Annotated in this window: 21 protein-coding genes; 5 read left to right on the top strand and 16 right to left on the bottom strand. The window is 69.2% G+C overall.

Features of this window, described 5'->3' with window-relative positions; genetic code table 11:
- Positions 1–30: 30 nt before the first annotated feature.
- Positions 31–2190, bottom strand: coding sequence for an ATP-dependent DNA helicase RecG (gene recG / locus ACIGHN_RS14140; protein WP_056420397.1), 2160 nt, complete (start codon positions 2188–2190; stop codon positions 31–33).
- Between the two features lie 235 nt (positions 2191–2425).
- On the opposite strand from recG, the gene queA reads away from it, so the two are divergent.
- Positions 2426–3550, top strand: coding sequence for a tRNA preQ1(34) S-adenosylmethionine ribosyltransferase-isomerase QueA (gene queA / locus ACIGHN_RS14135; protein WP_056420400.1), 1125 nt, complete (start codon positions 2426–2428; stop codon positions 3548–3550).
- Between the two features lie 40 nt (positions 3551–3590).
- Here the strand turns inward: queA and ACIGHN_RS14130 are convergent, their stop codons facing one another.
- From ACIGHN_RS14130 to ACIGHN_RS14120, 3 genes are read right to left on the bottom strand one after another with little or no spacing between them, the layout of a single operon-like run.
- Positions 3591–4334, bottom strand: a complete 744-nt coding sequence (locus tag ACIGHN_RS14130) for a hypothetical protein (RefSeq protein ID WP_396504909.1) — start codon at positions 4332–4334, stop codon at positions 3591–3593.
- Complete coding sequence (locus tag ACIGHN_RS14125; protein WP_056172504.1) at positions 4335–4583, bottom strand: helix-turn-helix transcriptional regulator; 249 nt, start codon at positions 4581–4583, stop codon at positions 4335–4337.
- Positions 4584–4612: 29 nt separating this feature from the next.
- On the bottom strand, positions 4613–5212 hold the full coding sequence (locus ACIGHN_RS14120) for a DUF2975 domain-containing protein (protein ID WP_235504098.1): 600 nt from the start codon (positions 5210–5212) through the stop codon (positions 4613–4615).
- Positions 5213–5275: 63 nt separating this feature from the next.
- Here ACIGHN_RS14120 and ACIGHN_RS14115 point away from each other — a divergent pair, with 63 nt between their 5' ends.
- Positions 5276–5983 carry a hypothetical protein gene (locus ACIGHN_RS14115; protein WP_396504906.1) on the top strand — a complete coding sequence of 236 codons (708 nt, stop codon included), beginning with the start codon at positions 5276–5278 and terminating at the stop codon, positions 5981–5983.
- Between the two features lie 60 nt (positions 5984–6043).
- Here the strand turns inward: ACIGHN_RS14115 and ACIGHN_RS14110 are convergent, their stop codons facing one another.
- Entirely contained in the window at positions 6044–7645 is a 1602-nt protein-coding gene (locus tag ACIGHN_RS14110) for a gamma-glutamyltransferase family protein (protein WP_396504904.1), read from the bottom strand.
- Positions 7646–7886: 241 nt separating this feature from the next.
- Positions 7887–8870, bottom strand: a complete 984-nt coding sequence (locus ACIGHN_RS14105; protein ID WP_396504902.1) for a Bug family tripartite tricarboxylate transporter substrate binding protein — start codon at positions 8868–8870, stop codon at positions 7887–7889.
- A gap of 250 nt (positions 8871–9120) precedes the next feature.
- On the opposite strand from ACIGHN_RS14105, the gene ACIGHN_RS14100 reads away from it, so the two are divergent.
- On the top strand, positions 9121–10032 hold the full coding sequence (locus tag ACIGHN_RS14100) for a LysR family transcriptional regulator (protein ID WP_056420417.1): 912 nt from the start codon (positions 9121–9123) through the stop codon (positions 10030–10032).
- Positions 10033–10075: 43 nt separating this feature from the next.
- Here ACIGHN_RS14100 and ACIGHN_RS14095 read toward each other — a convergent pair whose 3' ends face one another.
- From ACIGHN_RS14095 to ACIGHN_RS14085, 3 genes are all read right to left on the bottom strand, one after another.
- Positions 10076–10468, bottom strand: a complete 393-nt coding sequence (locus tag ACIGHN_RS14095) for an HD-GYP domain-containing protein (RefSeq protein WP_396504900.1) — start codon at positions 10466–10468, stop codon at positions 10076–10078.
- Between the two features lie 18 nt (positions 10469–10486).
- A complete protein-coding gene (locus tag ACIGHN_RS14090; protein ID WP_396504899.1) occupies positions 10487–11302 on the bottom strand; it encodes an HD-GYP domain-containing protein in 816 nt (271 codons plus the stop codon).
- A 79-nt stretch (positions 11303–11381) separates the two neighbouring features.
- Entirely contained in the window at positions 11382–13064 is a 1683-nt protein-coding gene (locus ACIGHN_RS14085; RefSeq protein WP_396504898.1) for a methyl-accepting chemotaxis protein, read from the bottom strand.
- A 342-nt stretch (positions 13065–13406) separates the two neighbouring features.
- On the opposite strand from ACIGHN_RS14085, the gene ACIGHN_RS14080 reads away from it, so the two are divergent.
- Complete coding sequence (locus ACIGHN_RS14080) at positions 13407–14357, top strand: helix-turn-helix domain-containing protein (RefSeq protein WP_396504897.1); 951 nt, start codon at positions 13407–13409, stop codon at positions 14355–14357.
- 22 nt (positions 14358–14379) lie between these two features.
- Here ACIGHN_RS14080 and ACIGHN_RS14075 read toward each other — a convergent pair whose 3' ends face one another.
- The 7 genes from ACIGHN_RS14075 to trpE all read right to left on the bottom strand — a co-directional run bounded on the left by ACIGHN_RS14075 (position 14380) and on the right by trpE (position 20336).
- On the bottom strand, positions 14380–15096 hold the full coding sequence (locus ACIGHN_RS14075; protein ID WP_396504896.1) for a uracil-DNA glycosylase: 717 nt from the start codon (positions 15094–15096) through the stop codon (positions 14380–14382).
- A gap of 68 nt (positions 15097–15164) precedes the next feature.
- Positions 15165–15965 carry an indole-3-glycerol phosphate synthase TrpC gene (trpC, locus tag ACIGHN_RS14070; protein ID WP_396504894.1) on the bottom strand — a complete coding sequence of 267 codons (801 nt, stop codon included), beginning with the start codon at positions 15963–15965 and terminating at the stop codon, positions 15165–15167.
- Between the two features lie 181 nt (positions 15966–16146).
- Entirely contained in the window at positions 16147–17178 is a 1032-nt protein-coding gene (gene trpD, locus ACIGHN_RS14065; protein ID WP_396504892.1) for an anthranilate phosphoribosyltransferase, read from the bottom strand.
- 26 nt (positions 17179–17204) lie between these two features.
- Complete coding sequence (locus ACIGHN_RS14060; RefSeq protein WP_200912462.1) at positions 17205–17873, bottom strand: LysE family translocator; 669 nt, start codon at positions 17871–17873, stop codon at positions 17205–17207.
- Positions 17870–18442 (bottom strand): aminodeoxychorismate/anthranilate synthase component II, encoded by a 573-nt coding sequence (locus tag ACIGHN_RS14055; RefSeq protein WP_056420432.1) that lies wholly within the window; start codon positions 18440–18442, stop codon positions 17870–17872. Before ACIGHN_RS14055 ends, ACIGHN_RS14060 begins: the two co-directional genes overlap by 4 nt.
- Complete coding sequence (locus ACIGHN_RS14050; RefSeq protein ID WP_396504890.1) at positions 18439–18840, bottom strand: chorismate mutase; 402 nt, start codon at positions 18838–18840, stop codon at positions 18439–18441. The genes ACIGHN_RS14055 and ACIGHN_RS14050 overlap by 4 nt, the downstream gene beginning before the upstream one ends.
- Entirely contained in the window at positions 18837–20336 is a 1500-nt protein-coding gene (trpE, locus tag ACIGHN_RS14045) for an anthranilate synthase component I (protein WP_396504888.1), read from the bottom strand. The genes ACIGHN_RS14050 and trpE overlap by 4 nt, the downstream gene beginning before the upstream one ends.
- Before the next feature lie 383 nt (positions 20337–20719).
- Here trpE and ACIGHN_RS14040 point away from each other — a divergent pair, with 383 nt between their 5' ends.
- Positions 20720–21310: a chalcone isomerase family protein gene (locus tag ACIGHN_RS14040; RefSeq protein ID WP_056172460.1), complete on the top strand. Its 591-nt coding sequence runs from the start codon at positions 20720–20722 to the stop codon at positions 21308–21310.
- The last annotated feature ends 70 nt before the right edge of the window (positions 21311–21380 follow it).

Below are 21380 nucleotides of genomic sequence, written 5' to 3'. Positions count from 1 at the left end.
GCCCGTGGCGGCTTCGGGGGAATGCCATCTTCATGCCTTCAGATAGTCCGATTTTCCACCCAACCAGCGCGCCACGTGTTTCGCCGCCAGGTCCGGGTAGCGGTCCAGCATGACCGGCGCCAGCTCGCGGGCCCAGTCGAGCAGCACGGTGTCGGTGGCCAGGTCGGCAAAGCGCAGCAGCGCGTCGCCCGACTGGCGCGCGCCCAGGAACTCGCCGGGGCCGCGGATCTCCAGGTCGCGGCGGGCGATCTCGAAGCCGTCGTTGGTCTCGGCCATGGCGCGCAGGCGTTCCTTGGCGGTCTCGCCCACGCGGCCGCTGTCGTTGGTGGCATACAGCAGCACGCAGGCCGACGCCGCCGCGCCGCGGCCCACGCGGCCGCGCAGCTGGTGCAGTTGCGACAGGCCGAAACGCTCGGCATGCTCGATGACCATGAGCGAGGCATTGGGCACGTCCACCCCCACCTCGATCACGGTGGTGCTGACCAGCACGCCCATCTGGCCGCTGGTGAACAGCGCCATCACCGCCTTTTTCTCGGCGGTGGGCATGCGCGAGTGCAGCAGGCCCACCATGCAGCCTGGCAAGGCTTCGCTCAGGTCGGCGTGCGTGGCCGTGGCGTTACTCAGGTCCAGCGCCTCGCTTTCCTCGATCAGCGGGCACACCCAGTACACCTGCCGGCCGGCCTGCACCTGGGCGCCGATGCGCTCGATGACTTCGTCCTTGCGGCTGTCGGCGATCAGCTTGGTGACGATGGGCGTGCGGCCCGGAGGCAGCTCGTCGATCACCGAGACGTCGAGGTCGGCGTAGTAGCTCATGGCCAGCGTGCGCGGGATGGGCGTGGCGCTCATCATCAGCATGTGCGGCTCCATGCCGTGCTCGGCCAGCTTTTGCCGCAGCGCCAGCCGCTGCGCGACGCCAAAGCGGTGCTGCTCGTCGATGATGGCCAGCGCCAGGTTCTTGAACCGCACCTGATCCTGGATCACGGCGTGGGTGCCCACCACCAGCGCGGCCTCGCCGCTCTCGACCAGCGCGAGCATGGCGGTGCGGTCCTTCTTCTTTTGCCCGCCCACCAGCCAGGCCACCTTGCGGCCGCGCGCGGCCAGCAGCGGTTCGAGCCAGCCGATCATCTTGGCGAAATGCTGTTCGGCCAGAATTTCGGTGGGCGCCATCAACGCGCACTGCCAGCCCGCGTCCATGGCAAGGCACGCGGCCAAGGCGGAGACCACGGTCTTGCCCGAGCCCACGTCGCCCTGCAGCAGCCGGTGCATGGGCACCTGGCGCGCCAGGTCGGCCGCGATCTCCTCGCCCACGCGGCGCTGCGCGGCGGTCAGGCTGAAGGGCAGCACGGCCATCAGTTGCTCGTGCAGCGGCAGCGCACCATCGGTGGGCCGACGCACGTGCAGCACGGGCGCACGCAGCATGTCCCGCGCGCGGCGCGATTGCTGCTGCGACAGCTGCTGGGCCAGCAGCTCCTCCACCTTGAGCCGCTGCCAGGCCGGGTGGCTGTGGTCTTCCAGCGTGGACATCGCCACGTCCGGCGTGGGGTGATGCAAAAAAGTGAGCGCCTCGCGCAGGCTGAACAAGCGCGGGAGGCCATTTTGGCTATTGAACCGCGCATACGGCGGCTCGGTGCCAGGGGGCAGCGTGTCCGACAGGTCCACCCGGGCCAGCGCACCGACCACCGCGCGGCGCAGGTAGGGCTGCGGCAGGCCGGCCGTGGTGGGGTAGACGGGCGTGAGCGCGGCGGGCAACTCGCCGCCCGCCAGGCGAAACGCCGGGTGCAGCATCTGCCGGCCCCAGAATCCGCCCTTGACCTCGCCGCGGATGCGCAGGCGCGCGCCCACCGACAGGGTCTTCTGGTGCGAGGGGTAGAAGCTGAAGAAGCGCAGTTCGCAGGTGCCGGTGTCGTCCTCGACCTGCACCAGCAGCTGGCGGCGCGGCCGCAGCTGTACCTCGCTGGCGATCACGGTGGCTTCGACCTGCACCATCTGGCCGTCGCGCGCGTTGGCCAGCGGCGTGATGCGGGTCTCGTCCTCGTAGCGCAGGGGCAGGTGCAGCGCCAGGTCGATATCGCGCTGGAGGCCCAGCTTGTGCATCGCCTTCTGCGCCACCGAAGCGCCGCCTTTGGCCGCGCCAGCAGGCGCTGCCGCGGCTTTGGGGCTCAGGGGAACGCGGGGGGCAGCGGCAGGCATGGAGCGGGGTGGTGCGAACAAAGCAATCGAATCAAAAAGGCTACCACGGTTACCGTGGCCAGCGCCTGAAGGCGCGCGTCTTTTCCCCGGTCCCGGGCCGCCAGGCCCGCTCGGGCGCATCGCGCTCCGGCACGGCCCGTGGCGCGTAATGCAGGAGGCCGCGTGGGACAATCGCACCCTTTCTTCCCCTGACCTCCGCCTTTCTTGGCACGGGCCCGTCCGGCCCTCAAGCACCATGACCGACATCGACCCCGGCGCGCCGCGCGCCTACACCCTCAGCGACTTCGACTTCTCGCTGCCCCCCGAACTCATCGCCCAGCACCCCGCCGCAGAGCGCAGCGCATCGCGCCTGCTCGACGGCCGCGCCATCGAGCCTGCCGACCGCATCTTCCGCGACCTGCCCGGCCTGCTGCGCGCGGGCGACCTGCTGGTGTTCAACGACACGCGCGTGGTCAAGGCGCGCATCTTTGGCGAGAAGGCCAGCGGCGGCAAGCTGGAGCTGTTGATCGAGCGCGTGCTGCCCGCCGAAGCCGACAACCCGGGCAATGAAGTCGTCGCCCACATGAAGGTCAGCAAGAAGCCCCTGCCCGGCAGCACCGTGCACATGGCCGGCGGGCGCCACGGCGGCGGCTTCGACGCCACGCTGCTGTCGCGCTGGCCCCATGATGACGGCCCGCTGTTCCGCTTTGCGCTGCAGGGCCCCGCGGGCGAATCGCCCTGGGAGCTGATGGAGCGCCACGGCCACCTGCCGCTGCCGCCCTACATCGAGCGCCAGCAGAACGCCGACCACGACCCCGACGAAGCCGAGGACACCCAGCGCTACCAGACCGTGTTCGCCCGCAACCCCGGCGCCGTGGCCGCGCCCACGGCCGCGCTGCACTTCGACGACGGCGTGCTGGACGACCTGGCGGCGCGCGGCATCGAGCGCGCCAGCGTCACGCTGCACGTGGGCGCCGGCACCTTCCAGCCGGTAAAGACCGAGAACCTGGCCGAGCACCAGATGCACAGCGAGTGGTACGAGGTGCCGCACGCCACGCTGGCCGCGCTGGAGCGCTGCCGCCAGCGCGGCGGCCGCGTGGTGGCGGTGGGCACGACCACGGTGCGCACGCTCGAATCATGGGCCCGCTCGGGCCAGGCGTCGGGCGACACCAGCATCTTCATCACGCCGGGGTTTGCCTTTCAGGTGGTGGACGTGCTGATCACCAACTTCCACCTGCCCAAGAGCACGCTGATGATGCTGGTGAGCGCCTTTGCCGGCTACGCGCATGTGATGGGCCTGTACCGCCACGCCATCGCACAGAAGTACCGCTTCTTCAGCTACGGCGACGCGATGCTGCTGGAGCGCACGCCCGCGCGCTGACCGGCGATGCGGCCCGGCGGCCCCAGGGCAATCGGCGGGATCAAGGGCAGTTGGTGACGGGCGCCACGCGCGGTGCGGCGCCCACATCGGGCAGGCGATTGGCCGATGGCAACCGCACGCAGTAACTGCTGCCGCCCAGGCCCTGCACCTGCGCCACGCGCGACCCATCGCCCCCACGCCATTCACGGGTCGCAACCGCGCCACCCCAAGGCATGGCAGCACCTGCGCCGGCCGCCCGTTGCGCCGCCGGAACCTCACCGTGGCGACGCTGCCATTCGCGCTCCTGGCGGTCGGCACGGCCCACGGCGTCGGGGCTCCAGCGCAGCGGGGCATCGGCCATCCGGCTGTCGGACGCAGGCAGCTGCGGCGCGGGCGCCGCGGCAGTCGCGGCCTGTGCAGGGGGCTGCTGCACGGCAGGTGCCGGGGCGTCGATGACCGTGCCGGTCACTGCCTCGGCGGGCGCATTGGCGCTGCGGGGGCGTTCTGCCGCACGCACCGGCCGCGATGCAAATGCGGGAACGGAACCCTGGGGGCGAGCCTGCGCACGCTCCGGCTCGCGCACCGCCGTGGCGGGCTGCAGCACCTCGGCAGGCGTGATCCACTGCACCTCCATCGCCTGTCGCGGTGATGCGGATGGCGGCGGTGGTGGCGACGGGAAGATGCGGCTGCTTGGCAGATTCCACGCGGTCAGGATGACGCCGTGCAGCAGCACGGAGGCCAGCACGGCCACCGCCACGCGCCTGCGCCGGCTGACGGAAGCGGCACCCCAGCCCCACTGGCGCACTTACACGCCTTCTTGCACCGCGCCGTCGTCGGCGCCATCGCCGCCACTGTCCACCCACGCCAGCAGGTCGCCGGGTTGGCACTGCAGGTACTCGCAGATGGCCGACAGCGTCTCGAAGCGCACGCCCTTGACCTTGCCGCTCTTGAGCAAGGACAGGTTGGCCTCGGTGATGCCCACGTGGGCCGCCAGATCGCGCGACTTGACCTTGCGGCGTACCAGCATCTCATCCAGGGTGACAACAATCGTCATGGTGTGGCAGTCGCTCTCGGAACCTGTTTTCAGACAAACGCATCGGATTCGGCCTTCAGGCGGCTGCCCTCGGCGAGCACGTGGGCCAGCAGCAGCATCATCAGCCCGACCACCACCACACTCATCTCGAACGAGCTCACGCCCAGCACGACCATACCGCCCTTTTGCCCCGACGCGAGCCACGACAGCAGCGCCGAGACGCCGACCTGGTAGACCAGCGACGCCACGAACATCGCCAGAAAGCCCCAGCCCACGCCCCTGAAACCGCGCACGACCTCCGGACCGAACACCTCGCCGCGCAAGAAGGCGCGGCAGATGCGGTGCACGCACAGCACGGTGTACAACAAGGCCAGGCCGGGTATGCACTCCAGCGCCACGCCCAGCCAGCGCCAGGCCGTGTCCATCGTTGCCGGGGCGACCACGCCCGCCACCATGGCCTGCGCAGGCACCACGGTCACAGGCAGCCAGCGCCCCCAATCCATCGCATGCCCGATGGCGGCCCAGCGCGCCAACGACAGCCCGATGGACACCAGCGCACAGGCCCAGCTGGCCACGAGCAGCCCCCAGGCCAGCCGCCGAAAGGCGGTGCTGTGGACCGATGAGCGCTGCAAAGCAAAGGAATGAGGCATCTGGGCACCTGGAATTTTCTGTAAAACAATAATAACATGCCGTTTTACAGTAATTATTGCCCCATGCAACCCAGCTCCCTGTCTTCCCCGAGCAACCCTGAGCCCGCACCCGCACTGCTGCGCGCTGCCCACTCAGCTTTTTACGGCAGCCGCCGGGCACTGTGGAGCAGACCCTTGCTGCTGGCTGTGTGCGCCGCGGGGCTGCTCGCCGCATGCGGCAGCGTGCCGGTGTCGTCGCTCTGGAAGCTGCGCAAGCTGCAGATCGAAACCCTGGACCCCGCGGCGCTGCGCGCAGCCGTGGTGCACAGCCCGAGCCTGCGGCTGCACGGTCAGTCGCTGGTGCTGTCGGTGGGCGTGTCGCGCAAGGTGCACCTGCCCGGTGGCCGCGACACGGTGGAACGCCTGGAAGAAAAGCTGCCGCTGCAGGAACTGCGCAGCACCGCGGAACGCAGCCCGCTGGCGCCGTACGAGTCCATCCATACCGTGGTGCAGGTCTGGCGCATCGAGCCTGCCGCCCTGCCGCGCCTGCAGGCGCTGCGCGACAAGGCCCTGGCCTGGAAGGCCGCCGACGACGGGCCGCGGGAACTGAGCCTGGGCCTGGAGCTGGCCGGCTGCCAGATGAAGAACGGCCCGAGGAACCAGGTGGTGAGCACCCTGATGCGCTTCACCGACCCGGGCGAGTACATCCCCCTCGTGCGCAACATCGACGTGGCAGAGACCATGCCGGCGGCCGAGTTGCAAAAGCGCTTTCCGGACTGCGCAGCGGGCTGACACGCGCGCCGCGGCCGTGGACGGCCTGCGCCCCCGCCGCCTGCGCGCCAGGGCCGGTGGTCAGAAAGCGACCGCGTGCCCGTCCTTGCGCGGGTCGGAGCCGGCGATGTAGTGACCGCCCTCGCGCAGCACGAGTTGCGCGCCGCCGAAGGCGAACACGCCGTTGCCCTCTTCCACCGTGACCTCGTGGCCCCGCGCACGCAGCGCCGCCACCACGGCGGGGTCGAACGCGGGCTCCACGGCCACGCCCTTGCCGCCGGTCACGCGCCAGCGGGGCGCGTCGGCGGCGGCCTGGGGGTTCTGGCCGTAGCGCAGCACGCGCAGCGCCATCTGGGTGTGGCCCTGGCTCTGCATGGGGCCGCCCATCACGCCAAAGGCCATCTGCGGCGTGCCGTCCGCGTGCATCGCAAACGCCGGAATGATGGTGTGCGAGGGGCGCTTGCGCGGGCCCACTTCGTTGGCGTGGCCGGGCTTGAGGTTGAAGCCGTGGCCCCGGTTCTGCAGGCTGATGCCCGTGCCCGGCACCACCACGCCCGAGCCGAAGCCCATGTAGTTGGACTGGATGAACGAGACCATCATTCCGGACGCATCGGCCGCCGCCAGGTACACCGTGCCGCCCGGCCGCGGCGCGCCGTGGCCGGGGTCGCCGGCACGCTCGGGGTCGATGAGCGCCGCGCGGCTGCGCAGGTAGTCGGCCTGCAGCAGGTCGCGGGGAGTGACCGGCATCGCATCGATGTCGGCGTTGTACTGGTCCAGGTCGGCCAGCGCGAGCTTCATGGCCTCGATGCTCGCGTGCACGGTCTCGACGCTGTCGAGCGGATGCTTGCCGACACCGTGCGCGTCGAGCATGCCCAGCGCCATCAGCGCAGCAATGCCCTGGCCGTTGGGCGGGATCTCGTGGATCACCGAGTCGCCGAAGCGCTGCTCGATGGTGCCCACCCAGTCGGCATGGTGCGAGGCCAGGTCTTCGAGCGTCATCGCGCCGCCGTGGGCCTGCGCATGGGCCACCATGCGCTCGGCGATGACGCCGCGGTAGAAGGCCTCGCCCTGCGTCTCGGCGATCAGCTCCAGCGTGCGGGCATGCGCCTCGCTGCGGAAGATCTCGCCCGCCTGCGGCGCACGGCCACCTGGCAGAAAGCATTCGGCGAAACCGGGCTGCGCGCCCAGCTTGGCACCGCCCAGCGCCCACAGGCGGGCGATGGTGGGCGACACCGGAAAACCATGGCGCGCGTAGTCGATGGCGGGTTGCGCCAGCTGTGCGAAGGGCAGCTTGCCCAGGCGCTTGGACAGCGCCACCCAGGCCGAGACGGCGCCCGGCACGGTCACCGCATTCCACCCCGTCTCGGGGATGCCGCCCAGCTTCTCGAAGTACTCCGGCGACCACGCGGCCGGCGAGCGGCCCGAGGCATTGAGGCCGTGCAGTTCCTTGCCGTCCCACACGATGGCAAAGCCGTCGCTGCCGATGCCGCAACCCGTGGGCTCGACCACGGTGAGCGCCATGGCGGCGGCGATGGCGGCATCCACCGCGTTGCCGCCCGCCAGCAGCATGCGCAGCCCCGCCTGCGCGGCCAGCGGCTGCGAGGTGGAGACCACATTGCGCCCCATGACCGCGCTGCGGTGGGAGGCGTAGGGAAGGGACCAGTCGAGGGTTGGGTTATTCATGGCGTTCTGAATGGGTTGCCCGCAAGGGTTCGCGGCGCTTGAAACTGGCGCGGCGCAAAGCGAGAGGCACCGAGGAGGGCCCGCCCCGCACCGAGGGTGTCGTTCTCTCGGGCGAGGGGCCGAAGGCGGCTCCTGCCCAAGCCGTTCGGGCTGAGCCTGTCGAAGCCGTGCGCGGCGCTTCGACAAGCTCGGCGTGAACGGTTCTGTCGTTGTTTGACGGCAAACGGGTACCGGGGAGATGTCACTCCACCGTGATTTTGTGCTGCCGAATCACCGTCGCCCAGCGGTTGCTGTCGGCCTGCACCATCGCACCGAACTGCGCGGGCGTGCGCGGCGCTGCGGGCTCCACGCCCAGCTTGGCCAGGCTCTCGGCCACTTCGGGCGCCTGCACGGCCTTGGCAAAGGCCTTGTGCACCTTGTCGACCAGCGCCGGCGGTGCGCCTGCGGGCAGGTACACGCCGAACCAGGTCACCGACGAATACCCGGGCAGGCCGGACTCGGCCAGCGTGGGCAGCTCCGGCGCCAGCGTGCTGCGCTTTTCGCTGGTCACGGCCAGGGCGCGCAGGCGGCCGGCCTTGGCGTGCGGCATGCCCGTGGGCAGCGAATCGAACAGCACATGGGTCTGCCCGGCGATCAGGTCCGGAATGGCCAGCGCCGTGCCCTTGTAGGGGATGTGCGTCATCTCCACGCCGGCCTGCGCGCTGAAGGCCGCGGTGTTCAGGTGCACGATGGTGCCGTTGCCGCTGGTGGCGTAGTTGAGCTTGCCGGGATGGGCCTTGCCGTAGGCGATCAGCTCGGCCACGTTCTTGACGGGCAGGGAGTTGGTCACCAGCAGCACGCTGGGTGCGTCGGCCACGTGGGCCACCGGCGTGAAGTCCTTGCGCGGGTCATAAGCCAGGCGCGGCATCAGGTGGGGCGAAATGGCGTGCGTGCTGCTCGTGGTGAGCAGCAGCGTGTAGCCGTCCGGCGCGGCCTTGGCGGCTTCGGCCGTGCCGATGGTGCCGCCCGCGCCGGGCTTGTTGTCCACCACCATCTGCTGGCCCAGGTCGGCCGCCACGCGCTGGGTGACCACGCGCGCGACCAGGTCGGTCGCCCCGCTGGCCGGGAACGGCACGATCACGCGCACGGGCTTGTCGGGCCACGCGGCCTGTGCCTGTGCGCTTGCGCCCCACACCATCAGCCCGGCCATGAACAGAACACGACGGCTCCACGGAAAAAGACGCATACAGGTACTCCAGAAGAAGGGAAAGGACGCAGGCAAGCAGACGGAAAGACAGACAGGGTGTCAGCGAGGCAGGCCGGCAAGCAGGCGGCGGCACGGCACACGCCCCGAACGCCCACGACCATCTTAGAAAGCCCGCGCCCGCAACACCAACGCCAAATAGGCAAGCAGCTTTGCCGCGGCGGCAAACCACTTCATACTTTGGGCTGCCCAACGGCAAAACACTGCAAACCCCATACCCGCTCGTTGCCCCATGCGCCCCCAGCTTCTGCAAGACACCGCCCTGCGCTACTTCCTGGAGGTGGCGCACAGCGGCTCGCTCACCGAGGCATCGGCCCGCCTGCACGTGGCCGCCTCGGCGTTGAGCCGCCAGATCGCGGGGCTGGAGGCGCAGCTGGGCACGCCGCTGTTCGACCGGCACCCGCGCGGCATGGTGCTGACCGCCGCGGGCGAGATCTTGGCCGTGCACGCCCGGCGCACGGTGCTGGACGCCGAGCGCGCGCTGGGCGAGATCGGTGCGCTGCAGGGGCTGCGTGCGGGGCAGGTGCGCCTGGCCACATCGGACGCTTTTGCCAACGAGCTCGTGCCGCGCCTGTGCGTGGAGTTCCAGCGCACGCACACCGGCATCCAGTTCAGCGTGATCTCGCTGCCCACCGCCCAGGTGCCCGACGCGGTGCGCAGCGGCGCGGCCGACATCGGCCTGTGCTTCAGCCGCGCGCCGCACAAGGACATCGAGGTGGCCTACCGGCAAAACGCCCCGGTGCTGGCGCTCGTGCCGCCCGGCCATGCGCTGGCGGGCGCGGCCAGCGTCACGCTGGCGCAGATGGCCGCCTACCCCCTGGCCCTGCCACCGGCCGAGACCACGGTGCGCCAGATGATCGACATCGTCTGCAGCCGCCAGGGCCTGCAGCTCGAAGCGGTGCTCATCAGCAACCACGCCAAGACGGTGCTCAACTTCGTGGCACACGGCGGCGGGCTGTCGGTGGCCAGCGAGATCGCGGCGCGCCACCTGGTGGCCGCCGGCGCCGTGGTGGCCGTGCCCATCAGCGACGCCGGCATGGACCTGCGCGACCTGGAGGTGCAGACCCTGGCCGGCCGCAGCCTGCCGGTGGCCGTGCAGGCGTTCTTGGATCTGCTCAAGGAGCGGCTGCCGGGGCGCTGGTGAGGGCCGCAAGAGGCATCCGCCGGGCGCCCGGCGCGCCGCCGCGTCAGTGCGGCTGCCACAGATGCGCCAGCCGCGGGAACCCGCTGGCGTGCGGGTCTTCCCGCGCCACGATGTGGTCCGCCTCGCCAGGCCGGGACAGGTCCACCACCCGCTGCTCGGTGTGCAGCCGGGAGCGCAGCGAAAAGAACACCTTCACCTTGGGGGCGGTCAGCGCGCCCGGGTTGTGCTCGACCACGACGGCCAGGCGGTCGGACGCCAGGCGCACGAGCGAGCCCACCGGATAGATGCCGACGACCCGCACGAAGGCATGCAGGACCGAGGGGTCGAAGTGCCCCTCCCACTGCGCCATCCGGGCCAGGGCCATCGCCGGGTCCCAGGCGTTCTTGTAGGCCCGCTCGGAGGTGACCGCGTCGTACACGTCGCAAACGGCCGCCATGCGTGCCAGCAGGCTGATCTACCCCTGGGCAAGGCCGTGCGGGTAGCCGCTGCCGTCGAGCTTCTCGTGGTGGTGCAGGCAGACGTCGATCACCGTGTCCGGCACATGGCCGCCGCGCCGCAGGATGTCGACGCCCTGCTGGGGATGCCTTTGCATCACACCGAATTCTTCAGGCGTGAGCTTGCCCGGCTTGTCCAGGATGTGCCGGGGCACCAGCAGCTTGCCCACGTCGTGCAGCAGGCCGCACATGCCGGCCTCCCTCACCTGGTCCGGCCCCATGCCGATCTGCCGGGCCAGGGCGATCATCAGCGTGCACACGGCCACGGAATGGGCGAACGTGTAGTCGTCCTTGCTCTTCAACCGCGCCAGGCCGACCAGGGCGCCCGGCTGGCTGGCCACCAGGGCCGCCAGTTCGTCCACGATGGCCAGGCTGTGGTCCAGGCAGATCGCCTGCCCTGCGCGGGCTTGCACGAACAGCGCCCGGACCGCATCGCGCGCCTGCGCCGCCAACCGCTCGGCGCGCCGGGGGTCGGCGCCGGCCGAGGCCCCGGGCGGCCGTGCGGCGCGCGGCCTGTCCACCGGCACGGCGACCGGGCCGGGCTGTGCGGGGGTGCTGGGCAGTTCAGCCCCGGGCGCAGCACCGGCGGCGACATCCGCGCCCCGCGACACATCGATCCAGCAATGCGCGACGCCGCTCTGGCGCAGGGACCGCACGTCGTCTGCGCTGTGCAGGGTGAACCGGCTGCACCAGAACGGATGGGAGACCCAGGGCGCATCCAGTGCGTGAACGAACATGCCAGGCGCGGCCTGCTCCACGGAAATCCTTTTCAGCATGCGGCCGTTTTCCGTCTCCATGCCCGCGGTGCGCAGCGGCACCCGGCCGACACGCGCGCCACCGAGCCCTCCAGCTCCATCAGAACTGCTTCCAGGCGTCTGCCGCCAGCGCGACCCGCCCACTGCCGGCGCCCACCGCGGGCTGCGAAGCCTCGCGCTGCTGCGTGCGCGGCAGGGCCGCAGCCGTGCGCAGCGGCGCCGCAGGCACCGTGTGCCCTGACGTGGCGGCGGCGCGTGGCGCGCCATCGCCCAGGTCGAAGACGGCGACGGCCTGCACCAGTTGCTGTGCCTGGTGGTTCAGGCTGTCCGCGGCCGCGGCGGCTTCTTCCACCAGGGCGGCGTTCTGCTGCGTCACGGTGTCCAGCTGGATCACCGCTTCGTTGATCTGGCCGATGCCCGCGGTCTGCTCCTGCGTCGCCGAGGTGATCTCGCCGATCAGGTCGGCCACGCTGCGCACCTGGGTGACCAGCGTGCCCATCACCTGGCCGGCATCGTTGACCAGCTGGCTGCCTTTCTCCACCCGGCCCACGCTGTCGTGGATCAGGCCCTTGATCTCCTTGGCCGCCAGCGCGCTCTTTTGCGCCAGGCTGCGCACTTCCCCCGCCACCACGGCGAAGCCGCGCCCCTGCTCGCCGGCCCGGGCCGCTTCCACCGCGGCGTTGAGCGCAAGGATGTTGGTCTGGAACGCGATGCCGTCGATGACGCCGATGATGTCGGAGATGCGCTGGGAGGAGGCGTTGATCTCCTGCATCGTGGTCACGACCTGCCCCACCACCCGGCCGCCGTCCTGGGCCGCAGCGCTGGCGGTGCGCGCCAAGTCGGCCGCCTGGCGCGACGCGTCGGTTTCTTCCAGGTTGCTGGCCTGCTCTTCGGTACGCTGGGACAGGTCGGTGTTGCCCACCGCAATCTGGCTCGCGCCCGTGGCGATGCTGTCGCTGGCCTCGCGCACGGTTCCGACCACCTCGCGCAGGGAGCGCTGCATGCCGTGCATCGCCGCCACCACGCTGCCGGCACCGGCGCGCGAGGTATCGATCGGCAGCGACAGATTGCCGGCGGCAATCGCGTTGGCGGCCTGCGCGACGTCCGCCGGCTCCCCCCCGAGGGACCGCGTGAGGCTGCGGGTCAGGGCGATGCCCACGAACAAGCCCACCAGCACGCCACCGGCCGTCAGCGTGATCAGCAGCACGCGGATGTGGCCGTAGATCGCATCGGTTTCCTGGTTCAACGCCTTCGCATCGCCGCGCTTGCGCTCGACCAGCTGGCCCAGCAGATCGTCGGCCTGGTCCGCCAGGGGGCGAACGGCCTGCATCTTGTCGATGGAGGCGCGGGTGCTGTTCAGCTCCTCGCCTTGCAGCAGCACGGCCACCTGGTCCAGTCCGCTGGCATAGGCACGCAGCGCCGTGCCGGCATCACGCGCCAGCGCCTTCCCGGCGTCGCTCACGAAATACTGGGTGGAACTCTCCAGCTCGCTCTGCGCGAGCGTCAGGCGGCGCGTGACGGACTGCAGGTGCCTTGCGCGCTCCTGCTCGGTGGCCGACAGCACCGCACTGCGCATGGACCGGCCCGCGGCGATGAGGCTGATGTTGGCTTCGGTGGCGTGCAGCATGCCGGCGATCTCGCGCTCGTACATCAGCTGGGCGAGGTCATTGATCTGCGAAGACTTCTGGATGCCGTTGACACCGATCAGCGCGCCGATGGCCGCGACAGTGAGGAAGCCTCCGATCAGCTTGCTTCCCACCGTGAGTTTCTTGAACCATTGCACGACGACGTTTCCTTTTCCGGGTTGATGGCAGCGCGGCGGGGGTGCTCTGCGCGCTGCGCGGGGGCTGCCGGTGCCCCCGGCCTTGCGGGATTGTCCGTAAGGGGTTACCCGTGCGTATACACGATTCGCGCAATTGCCTGCGCGTTTAACGCAAAAGTGTGATCATGCGTGTGCGTTGGGCGCTGTTGACTGCGCAGCTCGGCGGTACACTGCGAAGCCCGAGGACCGGGCCTGACACCCCAGGCACTGCCTCTTCACGCACCGACCCTCTTGCATTCAGCGGTATTGCTCCCTGCCTCACACGCCAGTACCACCCCCTTGCTCTTCGGCGACGACCGTTGCGTGACGTTCTCCGCCCCGGCCGCATTCGGAGCCGCCGTGCTGCCGCTGTGGCCCCGGCTGCAGGACTGCGATGCCAAGCCGCGCGACGGGAGCTTTGCGGGGCGGACCGCGTCCATCCTGCTGCCCGGCATGTCGGTGATGGCTGCGTCGTTCACATCGCTGCGGGTGTCCGTGTCCGACAACACGCGCACGTCCGTCGCCTTCCAGCTGCAAGGGAACAACCGGCTGCGCATCCAGAACCGCACGCTGGAGTTGAACGGCACCCGGTGCCTCTTCGTGCCGGTGGGCTCCGGCCCGCAGGAGGCTGTCGGCCAGGACCAGAACGTGCTCATGATGCAGATCGATCCGCAGGCGCTGCACGCGGCGGCGCGGGCGCTGCGGGGGCTGGAGCCCGACCACCCGGTGGACCTGGACTGCGGCCACGCGCGCTTTCTCACCGCGGCGACCGGGCCGTCCCTGGAGGCGCTGGCACGCCACATCGGCGCCACCATCAACCTGCACGCGGACCACATCCACCTTCTGCACCAGCTCGGGTTCCAGGACTTCGTGTACCGCCAGCTGGTCCTGCTGTTCAGGCCCGACTGGCTGACCGACGCCCCCCCGCTGCCGCGCGCGGGCAGCCTGCGGGAGCGGCGCGCCATCGACAGGGTGTGCGATGCCATGCTGGCCGACCCGGGGGCCCGGTTCACCATCGGCGGGCTGGCCGAGCTGGGGGGCCTGTCGGTCAGGGCCCTGCAGTACGCGTTTCAGAGCCGCTTCGGCCAGTCGCCGATGCAGTGGCTGCGCGACCAGCGGCTGGACCATGCCCGCAGGCTGCTGCTGCAGGGCAGCGCGCAAAGCATCGCGCAGATTGCGCTGGGCTGCGGTTTTGCCACGGCCAGCAGTTTCTCGGCGTTCTATCGCGAGCGCTACGGCGAGTCGCCCGCACAAACCCGCGCGCGGGGCCTTTGAGGGCGGTGCGCTGCCCGGCCCCTCAATAGCCGTGCTGCGCCCGGAAGTCCCGCGCCTGGCCGAAGTGCCCATTGCCGATGAAGGGCACGGGCGGGCGCAGGGCGGACAGCGGCGAGGGGTGGTTGGACATGAGCAGCAGGTGCCCGCGGTCCTGGGGGATCAGGGCGCGCTTGGATTGCGCGTGCGAGCCCCAGAGCATGAACACCACCGGCCGCTCGCCCTCGGCCACGTGGCGGATGACTGCGTCGGTCAGCGCTTCCCAGCCTTTGCCGGCGTGGCTGGCGGGCTGGCCCTCTTCCACCGTGAGGCCGGTGTTGAGCAGCAGCACGCCGTTCTTCGCCCACTTCACCAGACTGCCGCCGGGCTGCGGGAACGGCGGGAAGGCCACGCCCAGGTCGCGCTGCATTTCCTTGAAGATGTTCTGCAGCGAGGGCGGCAGGCGCACGCCCGGCGCCACCGAGAACGCGAGCCCCTCGGCCTGTCCGCGGCCGTGGTACGGGTCCTGGCCCAGGATGACCACGCGCACCTCGTCCGGCGGTGTGAGCTCCAGCGCGCGCAGCGGGCGCGGCGGGAAGATCACCGCGCCGGCATCGAGCCGCGACTGCAGGAACGCGCGCAGCGACTGCCCCCGCGCCCCGGCGAAGAAGGCATCGACCAGGGGCTGCCAGCCTGGGGCCACCGGCCAGTCGGCCGGGTCGGCGCTTTGCAGCTGGGTGGGGTTAGCAGCGGCGTCATTCATGGTCAAAAATGCCTTTATCGCTTGGTGGACAAGCGCAACCAGCTATAGATTTAGGAGTAACCGGGCAATCAGGCGAACAGTTTTGCCAGCGCTTCGCCCGGCTCCGGCGCGCGCATGAACGCCTCGCCCACCAGAAACGCGTGCACGCCAGCATCGCGCATGCGCTTCACGTCGTCGGGCTTCAGGATGCCCGACTCGGTGACCAGCAGCCGGTCCGCGGGCACATCCTTGAGCAGGCCCAGGGTGGTGTCCAGCGTGACCTCGAAGGTGCGCAGGTTGCGGTTGTTGATGCCCACGAGCGGCGTCTTGAGCTGGAGCGCGCGCTCCAGCTCGGCGCCGTCGTGCACCTCCACCAGCACCGCCATGTCCAGGCTGCGCGCGATGGCCTCGAACTCGGCCATCTGCGCGTCATCGAGGCACGCCGCGATCAGCAAGACGGCATCGGCGCCCATGGCCCGCGACTCATAGATCTGGTAGGCATCGACCATGAAGTCCTTGCGCAGCACGGGCAACTGGCAGCTGGCGCGCGCCTGCTTCAGATAATCCACACTGCCCTGGAAGAACTGCTTGTCCGTCAGCACCGACAGGCAGGCGGCACTCACCCGGCCGTCGCCATCGGCATAGCTCTGCGCGATATCGGCCGGGATGAAATCCGCACGCAGCACGCCCTTGCTGGGGCTGGCCTTCTTGACCTCGGCGATCACCGCAGCCTGGCCCTTGGCGATCTTGGCGCGCAGCGCGCCTTCGAAGTCGCGCGTGAGCACACGGCTCTCGGCATCGGCACGGACGGCGTCGAGGGGCGTGCGCTTCTTGGCAGCGGCCACTTCTTCGTGCTTGACGGCCACGATCTTGTTGAGGATGTCGCTCATGGGAAACCTGCCTTTTCAACCCCGGCGGGGTTGCGATTGAACGTTGAAACATGGCGCGAGCGCAACGCCCGCGCGGCCCGAAGCGGAGGACACCGCAGCGCTGGCTTTGTCAGGCTGCGGGTGTCGTCCCCCTCTGCGCAGGAAAAGGGGGAGGCGGCACTGCCGCTCAGGGGGTTGATCTTCATGCAGCCAGCGCATGCGTGCGCGTGACCATCTGCTCAAGCTTGGCCAGCGCTGCGCCGGAGGCGACCGCAGCCCGCGCTTTGGCCAGACCTGCGGGCACCGAGTCGACCACGTTGGCCGCATACAGCGCCACGCCCGCGTTCAGGCAGACGATGTCCTGCGCGGCGCCGGGTTCGCCCTTGAGCACGCCGATCAGCATCTCGCGCGACTGCTCGGGGGATTCGACCTTCAAGGCGCGGTTGCTGGACATCGACATGCCGAAGTCCTCCGGGTGGATTTCGTACTCGGTGATCTGCCCGTTCTTCAGCTCGCCCACCAGGGTGGCCGCGCCCAGGCTGACTTCGTCCATGCCGTCGCGGCCGTAGACCACCATGGCGTGTTCGGCGCCCAGGCGCTGCAGCGCGCGCACCTGGATGCCCACGAGGTCGGGGTGGAACACGCCCATCAGGATGTTGGGCGCGCCGGCCGGGTTGGTCAGCGGGCCCAGGATGTTGAAGATGGTGCGCACGCCCAGCTCCTTGCGCACCGGGGCCACGTTCTTCATGGCCGGGTGGTGGTTGGGTGCGAACATGAAGCCGATGCCCACCTCTGCGATGCACTGCGCGATCTGCTCGGGCTTGAGGTTGATGTGGATGCCCAGCGCCTCCATCACGTCGGCACTGCCGCTCTTGCTGGAGACGCCACGCCCGCCGTGCTTGCTGACCTTGGCGCCCGCCGCTGCGGCCACGAACATGGAGCAGGTGGAGATGTTGAAGGTGTTGGCGCCGTCACCGCCCGTGCCCACAATGTCCACCAGGTGCTTGCTGTCCGGCACGTGGACCTTGGTGGAGAACTCGCGCATGACCTGCGCGGCCGCCGTGATCTCGCCGATGGTTTCCTTCTTCACGCGCAGGCCGGTGACGATGGCCGCGGTCATGACGGGCGACAGCTCGCCGCTCATGATCATGCGCATCAGGTGCAGCATCTCGTCATGGAAGATTTCGCGGTGCTCGATGGTGCGCTGCAGCGCTTCCTGAGGGGTGATGGACATGGGAATAGGTCTCCGTCTCTAGGTTTTCAGGGCGCCGGGCGGTCTGAGAACGCCAGCTTGAGGCCGAAGCCGATGAACATCGCACCCGCGACGCGGTCGAGCCAGTGCATGCCGCGCTGCACCGCGCCCACGCGGCGCGCCATCCAGCCCGCCGCCAGCGCCCAGGCCGTGTTCACAGGGATGGCATTCACGTTGAACAGCACCCCCAGCAGCACGAAGGCCAGCGCCTTGTTGTCCGTGCCCGGCGCAATGAACTGTGGCACGAAAGCCAGGAAGAAGATGGCGACCTTGGGGTTGAGCACGTTGGTCCAGAAGCCGCCCATGAAAATGCTGCGCAGCGAGACTGGAACAGCCGGGGCCGCCTGGGCTGCGGCAATCGCCGCACCGCTGCCGCCGTCGCCCGATGCCTTGGAGAACAGCATGCGCACGCCCATCCACAGCAGGTAAGCCGCACCCACCCACTTGAGCACGGTGAACGCCGTGGCCGATGCGGCCAGCAGCGCGCCCACGCCCACCGCAGCGGCGAAGATGTGCACGAAGCACCCGGCGGTGATCCCCAGGCCCGCCACGATGCCAGCACGTGTGCCGGAGCGCAGCGCGTTGGAGACGATGTAGAGCACGTCGGGGCCGGGCGTGAGGTTGAGCAGCCAGCCGGCCGCGATGAACATGAGCAACTGGTGCGTTTCGATGATCATGCGCGCTGCTCCAGGAAGTTCTTGAGCATCGCGTGGCCGTGTTCGGTGAGGATGCTTTCAGGATGGAACTGCACGCCCTGGATCGCCAGCTCCTTGTGGCGCACGCCCATGATCTCGCCGTCATCCGTCCAGGCGGTGACCTGCAGCACGTCGGGGCACGCGGCGCGCTCGATGGCCAGCGAGTGGTAGCGGTTGACCGTGAATTTTTCGGGCAGGCCCGCGAACACGCCCTGCTGCGTGGTGGTGATGACGCTGGTCTTGCCGTGCATGAGCTCTTGCGCACGGACGATGGTGCCGCCGAACGCGGCGCCGATGCTCTGGTGGCCCAGGCACACGCCCAGGATGGGCAGCTTGCCCGCGAAGTGCTGGATCGCCGCCACCGAGATGCCGGCCTCGGCGGGCGAGCACGGGCCGGGGGAGATCACCAAGCGGTCGGGGGCGCGCTGCGCGATGCCTTCGAGGGTGATCTCGTCGTTGCGGAACACCTCGACCTCGGCACCCAGTTCGCCGAAGTACTGCACGATGTTGTAGGTGAAGCTGTCGTAGTTGTCGACCATCAAGAGTTTCATGCTGCGCTCCCTGCGGTCTGTTGTGCGGCCGCGTCGCTGGCGTGCCCGGCGCGCAAGCGCGCGAACTCGCGGTGTTCGTAGGCAATGGAGGCTTCCATGATGCCGCGGTAGATGGCTTCGATCAGGTCGGGTTGGCCGCCTTCGGCTTGGGCCGCGGCGCGCACGCGGCGCACGATGGCCTCGATGCGGGCCACGTCGCGCACCTGGGCGTCGCTTTGCTTGATGCGCGCGGCCTGCGTCATGTAGCCGCTGCGCTCCACCAGCAAGGGCACGAGCACGTCGTCGAGCGCGTCGATGCGCGCACGCACCTCGGCCATGGTGGTGCAGTGCTGCACCTTGCCGATGGCCTGCGCCGTGACGCCGGTGCCTGCGTCGGCGGTATGGGTCGCGTTGCTCATTCCAGCCCCTCCTCGACGAGTTCGGCCGCGCGCAGCAGGGCGCGGGCCTTGTGCTCGGTTTCCTTCCATTCCAGCTCGGGCACCGAGTCGGCCACCACGCCGGCCGCCGCCTGCACGTAGAGCGTGCCGTTCTTGATGATGCCAGTGCGGATCGCAATGGCCACGTCCATGTCGCCCGCGTAGCTCAGGTAGCCGCAGGCACCGCCGTACAGGCCGCGCTTGGTGGGCTCGAGCTGGTCGATGAGTTCCATCGCATGCACCTTGGGCGCGCCGGTGAGCGTGCCGGCCGGGAACGTGGCCTTGAGCACGTCGATGGCCGTCATGCCGTCGTTGAGGATGCCTTCCACGTTGCTCACGATGTGCATCACATGGCTGTAGCGTTCGATGGCAAAGGCCTCGGTCACCTTCACGGTGCCGGTCTTGGCGATGCGGCCGATGTCGTTGCGCGCCAGGTCGATCAGCATCACATGCTCGGCGCGCTCCTTGGGGTCGTTGATGAGCTCGACCTCGGCCGCCTTGTCCTTCTCCAGCGTGGCGCCGCGGGGGCGGGTGCCGGCCAGCGGGCGGATGGTGACCTTCTGGCCTTCGGGCGTGTTCTCCTGGCGCACCAGGATCTCGGGGCTGGCGCCCACCACATGGAAGTCGCCGAAGTCGTAGAAGTACATGTACGGCGACGGGTTCAAAGATCGCAGCGCGCGGTACAGCGAGAGCGGGCTTTCGGTGTAGCGCTTGTGGATGCGCTGGCCCACCTGCACCTGCATGAAATCGCCGGCGGCGATCAGCTCCTTGGCGCGGTCCACGGCGGCCAGGTAGTCGGCCTTGGAGAAGTCGCGCTGCGCGGGGTGGCTCTCGGTGGGCTTGACGATGGGGGCACTCACCGAATACTTGAGCTGCTCCTTGAGGTCGCGCAGGCGCTTCTTGGCCTTGGCATACGCCTCGGGCTGGGCCGGGTCGGCGTAGACGATGAGGTAGAGCTTGCCCGACAGGTTGTCGATGACGGCCAGTTCCTCGCACTGCAGCAGCAGGATGTCGGGGCAGCCCAGCGTGTCGGGCGGGCAGGTGTCTTCAAGCTTCTTTTCGATGTAGCGCACCGCGTCGTAGCCGAAGTAGCCAGCCAAACCGCCGCAAAAGCGCGGCAGCCCAGGGCGCAGGGCCACCTTGAAGCGCTTTTGGTAGGCCTCGATGAAGTCGAGCGGATTGCCCGCTGCGGACTCCACCACCTGCCCATCGGTCACGACCTCGGTCTTGGCGTTGGCGCCGAAGCCGCTGGCGCGCAGCAGCGTGCGCGCCGGCAGGCCGATGAAGCTGTAGCGCCCGAAGCGCTCGCCGCCCACCACGGATTCGAGCAGGAAGCTGTGCTTGCCGCCGTCTTTGCTGTGCGCGAGCTTCAGGTACAGGGAGAGAGGGGTTTCGAGGTCCGCAAAGGCTTCGGCCATGAGCGGAATGCGGTTGTAGCCTTCGCCGGCCAGGCTTTTGAATTCAAGTTCTGTGATCACGGGGAGAGCTCCCAGCATTTCGCAGCGCGTGTCCCGGCTTTGTCAGCAAGCAGATAGGTCAACGGGGCGCTACGGTCCATTCGGTCGGCCTGCCGCTGCAGGCTGCAGGGCGAGGGCCACGGGTGCACGCTGGGGCAAGAGCCCAGGTGCCATCAGGCGTTCAGGCAGACAGGCGGACGCCAGGGCCAGGCTCCCCGGTCGCTGCAACCTGTGATGAACACGTGGTGAATGAACATGGGCCAAAGTGTAGCAAAGGTTTTTTGCCGATCCATTTTCGACGGGCCTCCCTACAACGCCGCAACCAATCGAAAACCCTGTTGCGGCAAAAGCCGAGCACAGCAACAATTTGAAACGAACGACCGTTCTTTTTTTAGGAGTTGCGCATGAAGTTCTGCAAGCGTTGCGCGGTGACATTGGCTGCCTGGGTACTGGCGGCCAGCGCGATCGCCCAGCCCGTGACCGTGGCCGACGTGAAATACGCGGAGACCGCGACCGTGAGTGGCAGCACGCTGCAGCTCAATGGCGCAGGCGTGCGCTACAAGGCCGTGTTCAAGGTGTACACCGCGGGCCTGTACCTGGAGAAGAAGGCGCAGTCGCCGCAGGAAGTCGCAGCCCTCAAGGGTCCCAAGCGCGTGAGCATCACCATGCTGCGCGAGATCGACTCCACCGAGCTGGGCAAGCTGTTCTCGCGCGGCATGGAGGACAACATGGACAAGGCCGCGTTCTCCAAGCTCATCCCGGGCGTGCTGCGCATGAGCCAGATCTTCTCGGAGCACAAGAAGCTGCGCGCGGGCGACCAGTTCATGATCGACTGGATTCCGGGCACCGGCACCGTGATCACCGTCAAGGGCGAGCCGCAGGGCGAGCCTTTCAAGGAGCCCGAATTCTTCAACGCGCTGATGGGCATCTGGCTGGGCAATGCGCCCGCGGACTGGAAGCTCAAGGACGCCATGCTGGGCAAGCCCGCAGGCTGACTGCACGCCAGAGGGTCCGGGTCAAGCCCCGGGCAAACCCCCACGCGATGAGGCCACTTCTTGTCGCGCG

This window comes from Acidovorax sp. NPDC077693, assembly GCF_044542805.1.
GTDB lineage: Bacteria > Pseudomonadota > Gammaproteobacteria > Burkholderiales > Burkholderiaceae_C > Acidovorax.
Note: the sequence above shows the minus strand (reverse complement) of the source record. Positions and strands in the feature narration are given on the sequence as shown.

Excerpts from the sequence above, each read along its gene's own strand:
- trpC (WP_396504894.1), bottom strand. The coding sequence starts at position 15,965 with ATGAGCGACATCCTCAACAAGATCGTGGCCGTCAAGCACGAAGAAGTG.
- ACIGHN_RS14100 (WP_056420417.1), top strand. The coding sequence starts at position 9,121 with ATGCGCCCCCAGCTTCTGCAAGACACCGCCCTGCGCTACTTCCTGGAG.
- ACIGHN_RS14120 (WP_235504098.1), bottom strand. The coding sequence starts at position 5,212 with ATGCCTCATTCCTTTGCTTTGCAGCGCTCATCGGTCCACAGCACCGCC.
- ACIGHN_RS14115 (WP_396504906.1), top strand. The coding sequence starts at position 5,276 with ATGCAACCCAGCTCCCTGTCTTCCCCGAGCAACCCTGAGCCCGCACCC.
- ACIGHN_RS14105 (WP_396504902.1), bottom strand. The coding sequence starts at position 8,870 with ATGCGTCTTTTTCCGTGGAGCCGTCGTGTTCTGTTCATGGCCGGGCTG.
- ACIGHN_RS14125 (WP_056172504.1), bottom strand. The coding sequence starts at position 4,583 with ATGACGATTGTTGTCACCCTGGATGAGATGCTGGTACGCCGCAAGGTC.
- ACIGHN_RS14055 (WP_056420432.1), bottom strand. The coding sequence starts at position 18,442 with ATGAAACTCTTGATGGTCGACAACTACGACAGCTTCACCTACAACATC.
- ACIGHN_RS14040 (WP_056172460.1), top strand. The coding sequence starts at position 20,720 with ATGAAGTTCTGCAAGCGTTGCGCGGTGACATTGGCTGCCTGGGTACTG.
- recG (WP_056420397.1), bottom strand. The coding sequence starts at position 2,190 with ATGCCTGCCGCTGCCCCCCGCGTTCCCCTGAGCCCCAAAGCCGCGGCA.
- queA (WP_056420400.1), top strand. The coding sequence starts at position 2,426 with ATGACCGACATCGACCCCGGCGCGCCGCGCGCCTACACCCTCAGCGAC.
- ACIGHN_RS14095 (WP_396504900.1), bottom strand. The coding sequence starts at position 10,468 with ATGGCGGCCGTTTGCGACGTGTACGACGCGGTCACCTCCGAGCGGGCC.
- trpD (WP_396504892.1), bottom strand. The coding sequence starts at position 17,178 with ATGTCCATCACCCCTCAGGAAGCGCTGCAGCGCACCATCGAGCACCGC.
- ACIGHN_RS14090 (WP_396504899.1), bottom strand. The coding sequence starts at position 11,302 with ATGCTGAAAAGGATTTCCGTGGAGCAGGCCGCGCCTGGCATGTTCGTT.
- ACIGHN_RS14060 (WP_200912462.1), bottom strand. The coding sequence starts at position 17,873 with ATGATCATCGAAACGCACCAGTTGCTCATGTTCATCGCGGCCGGCTGG.
- ACIGHN_RS14050 (WP_396504890.1), bottom strand. The coding sequence starts at position 18,840 with ATGAGCAACGCGACCCATACCGCCGACGCAGGCACCGGCGTCACGGCG.
- ACIGHN_RS14075 (WP_396504896.1), bottom strand. The coding sequence starts at position 15,096 with ATGAATGACGCCGCTGCTAACCCCACCCAGCTGCAAAGCGCCGACCCG.
- ACIGHN_RS14110 (WP_396504904.1), bottom strand. The coding sequence starts at position 7,645 with ATGAATAACCCAACCCTCGACTGGTCCCTTCCCTACGCCTCCCACCGC.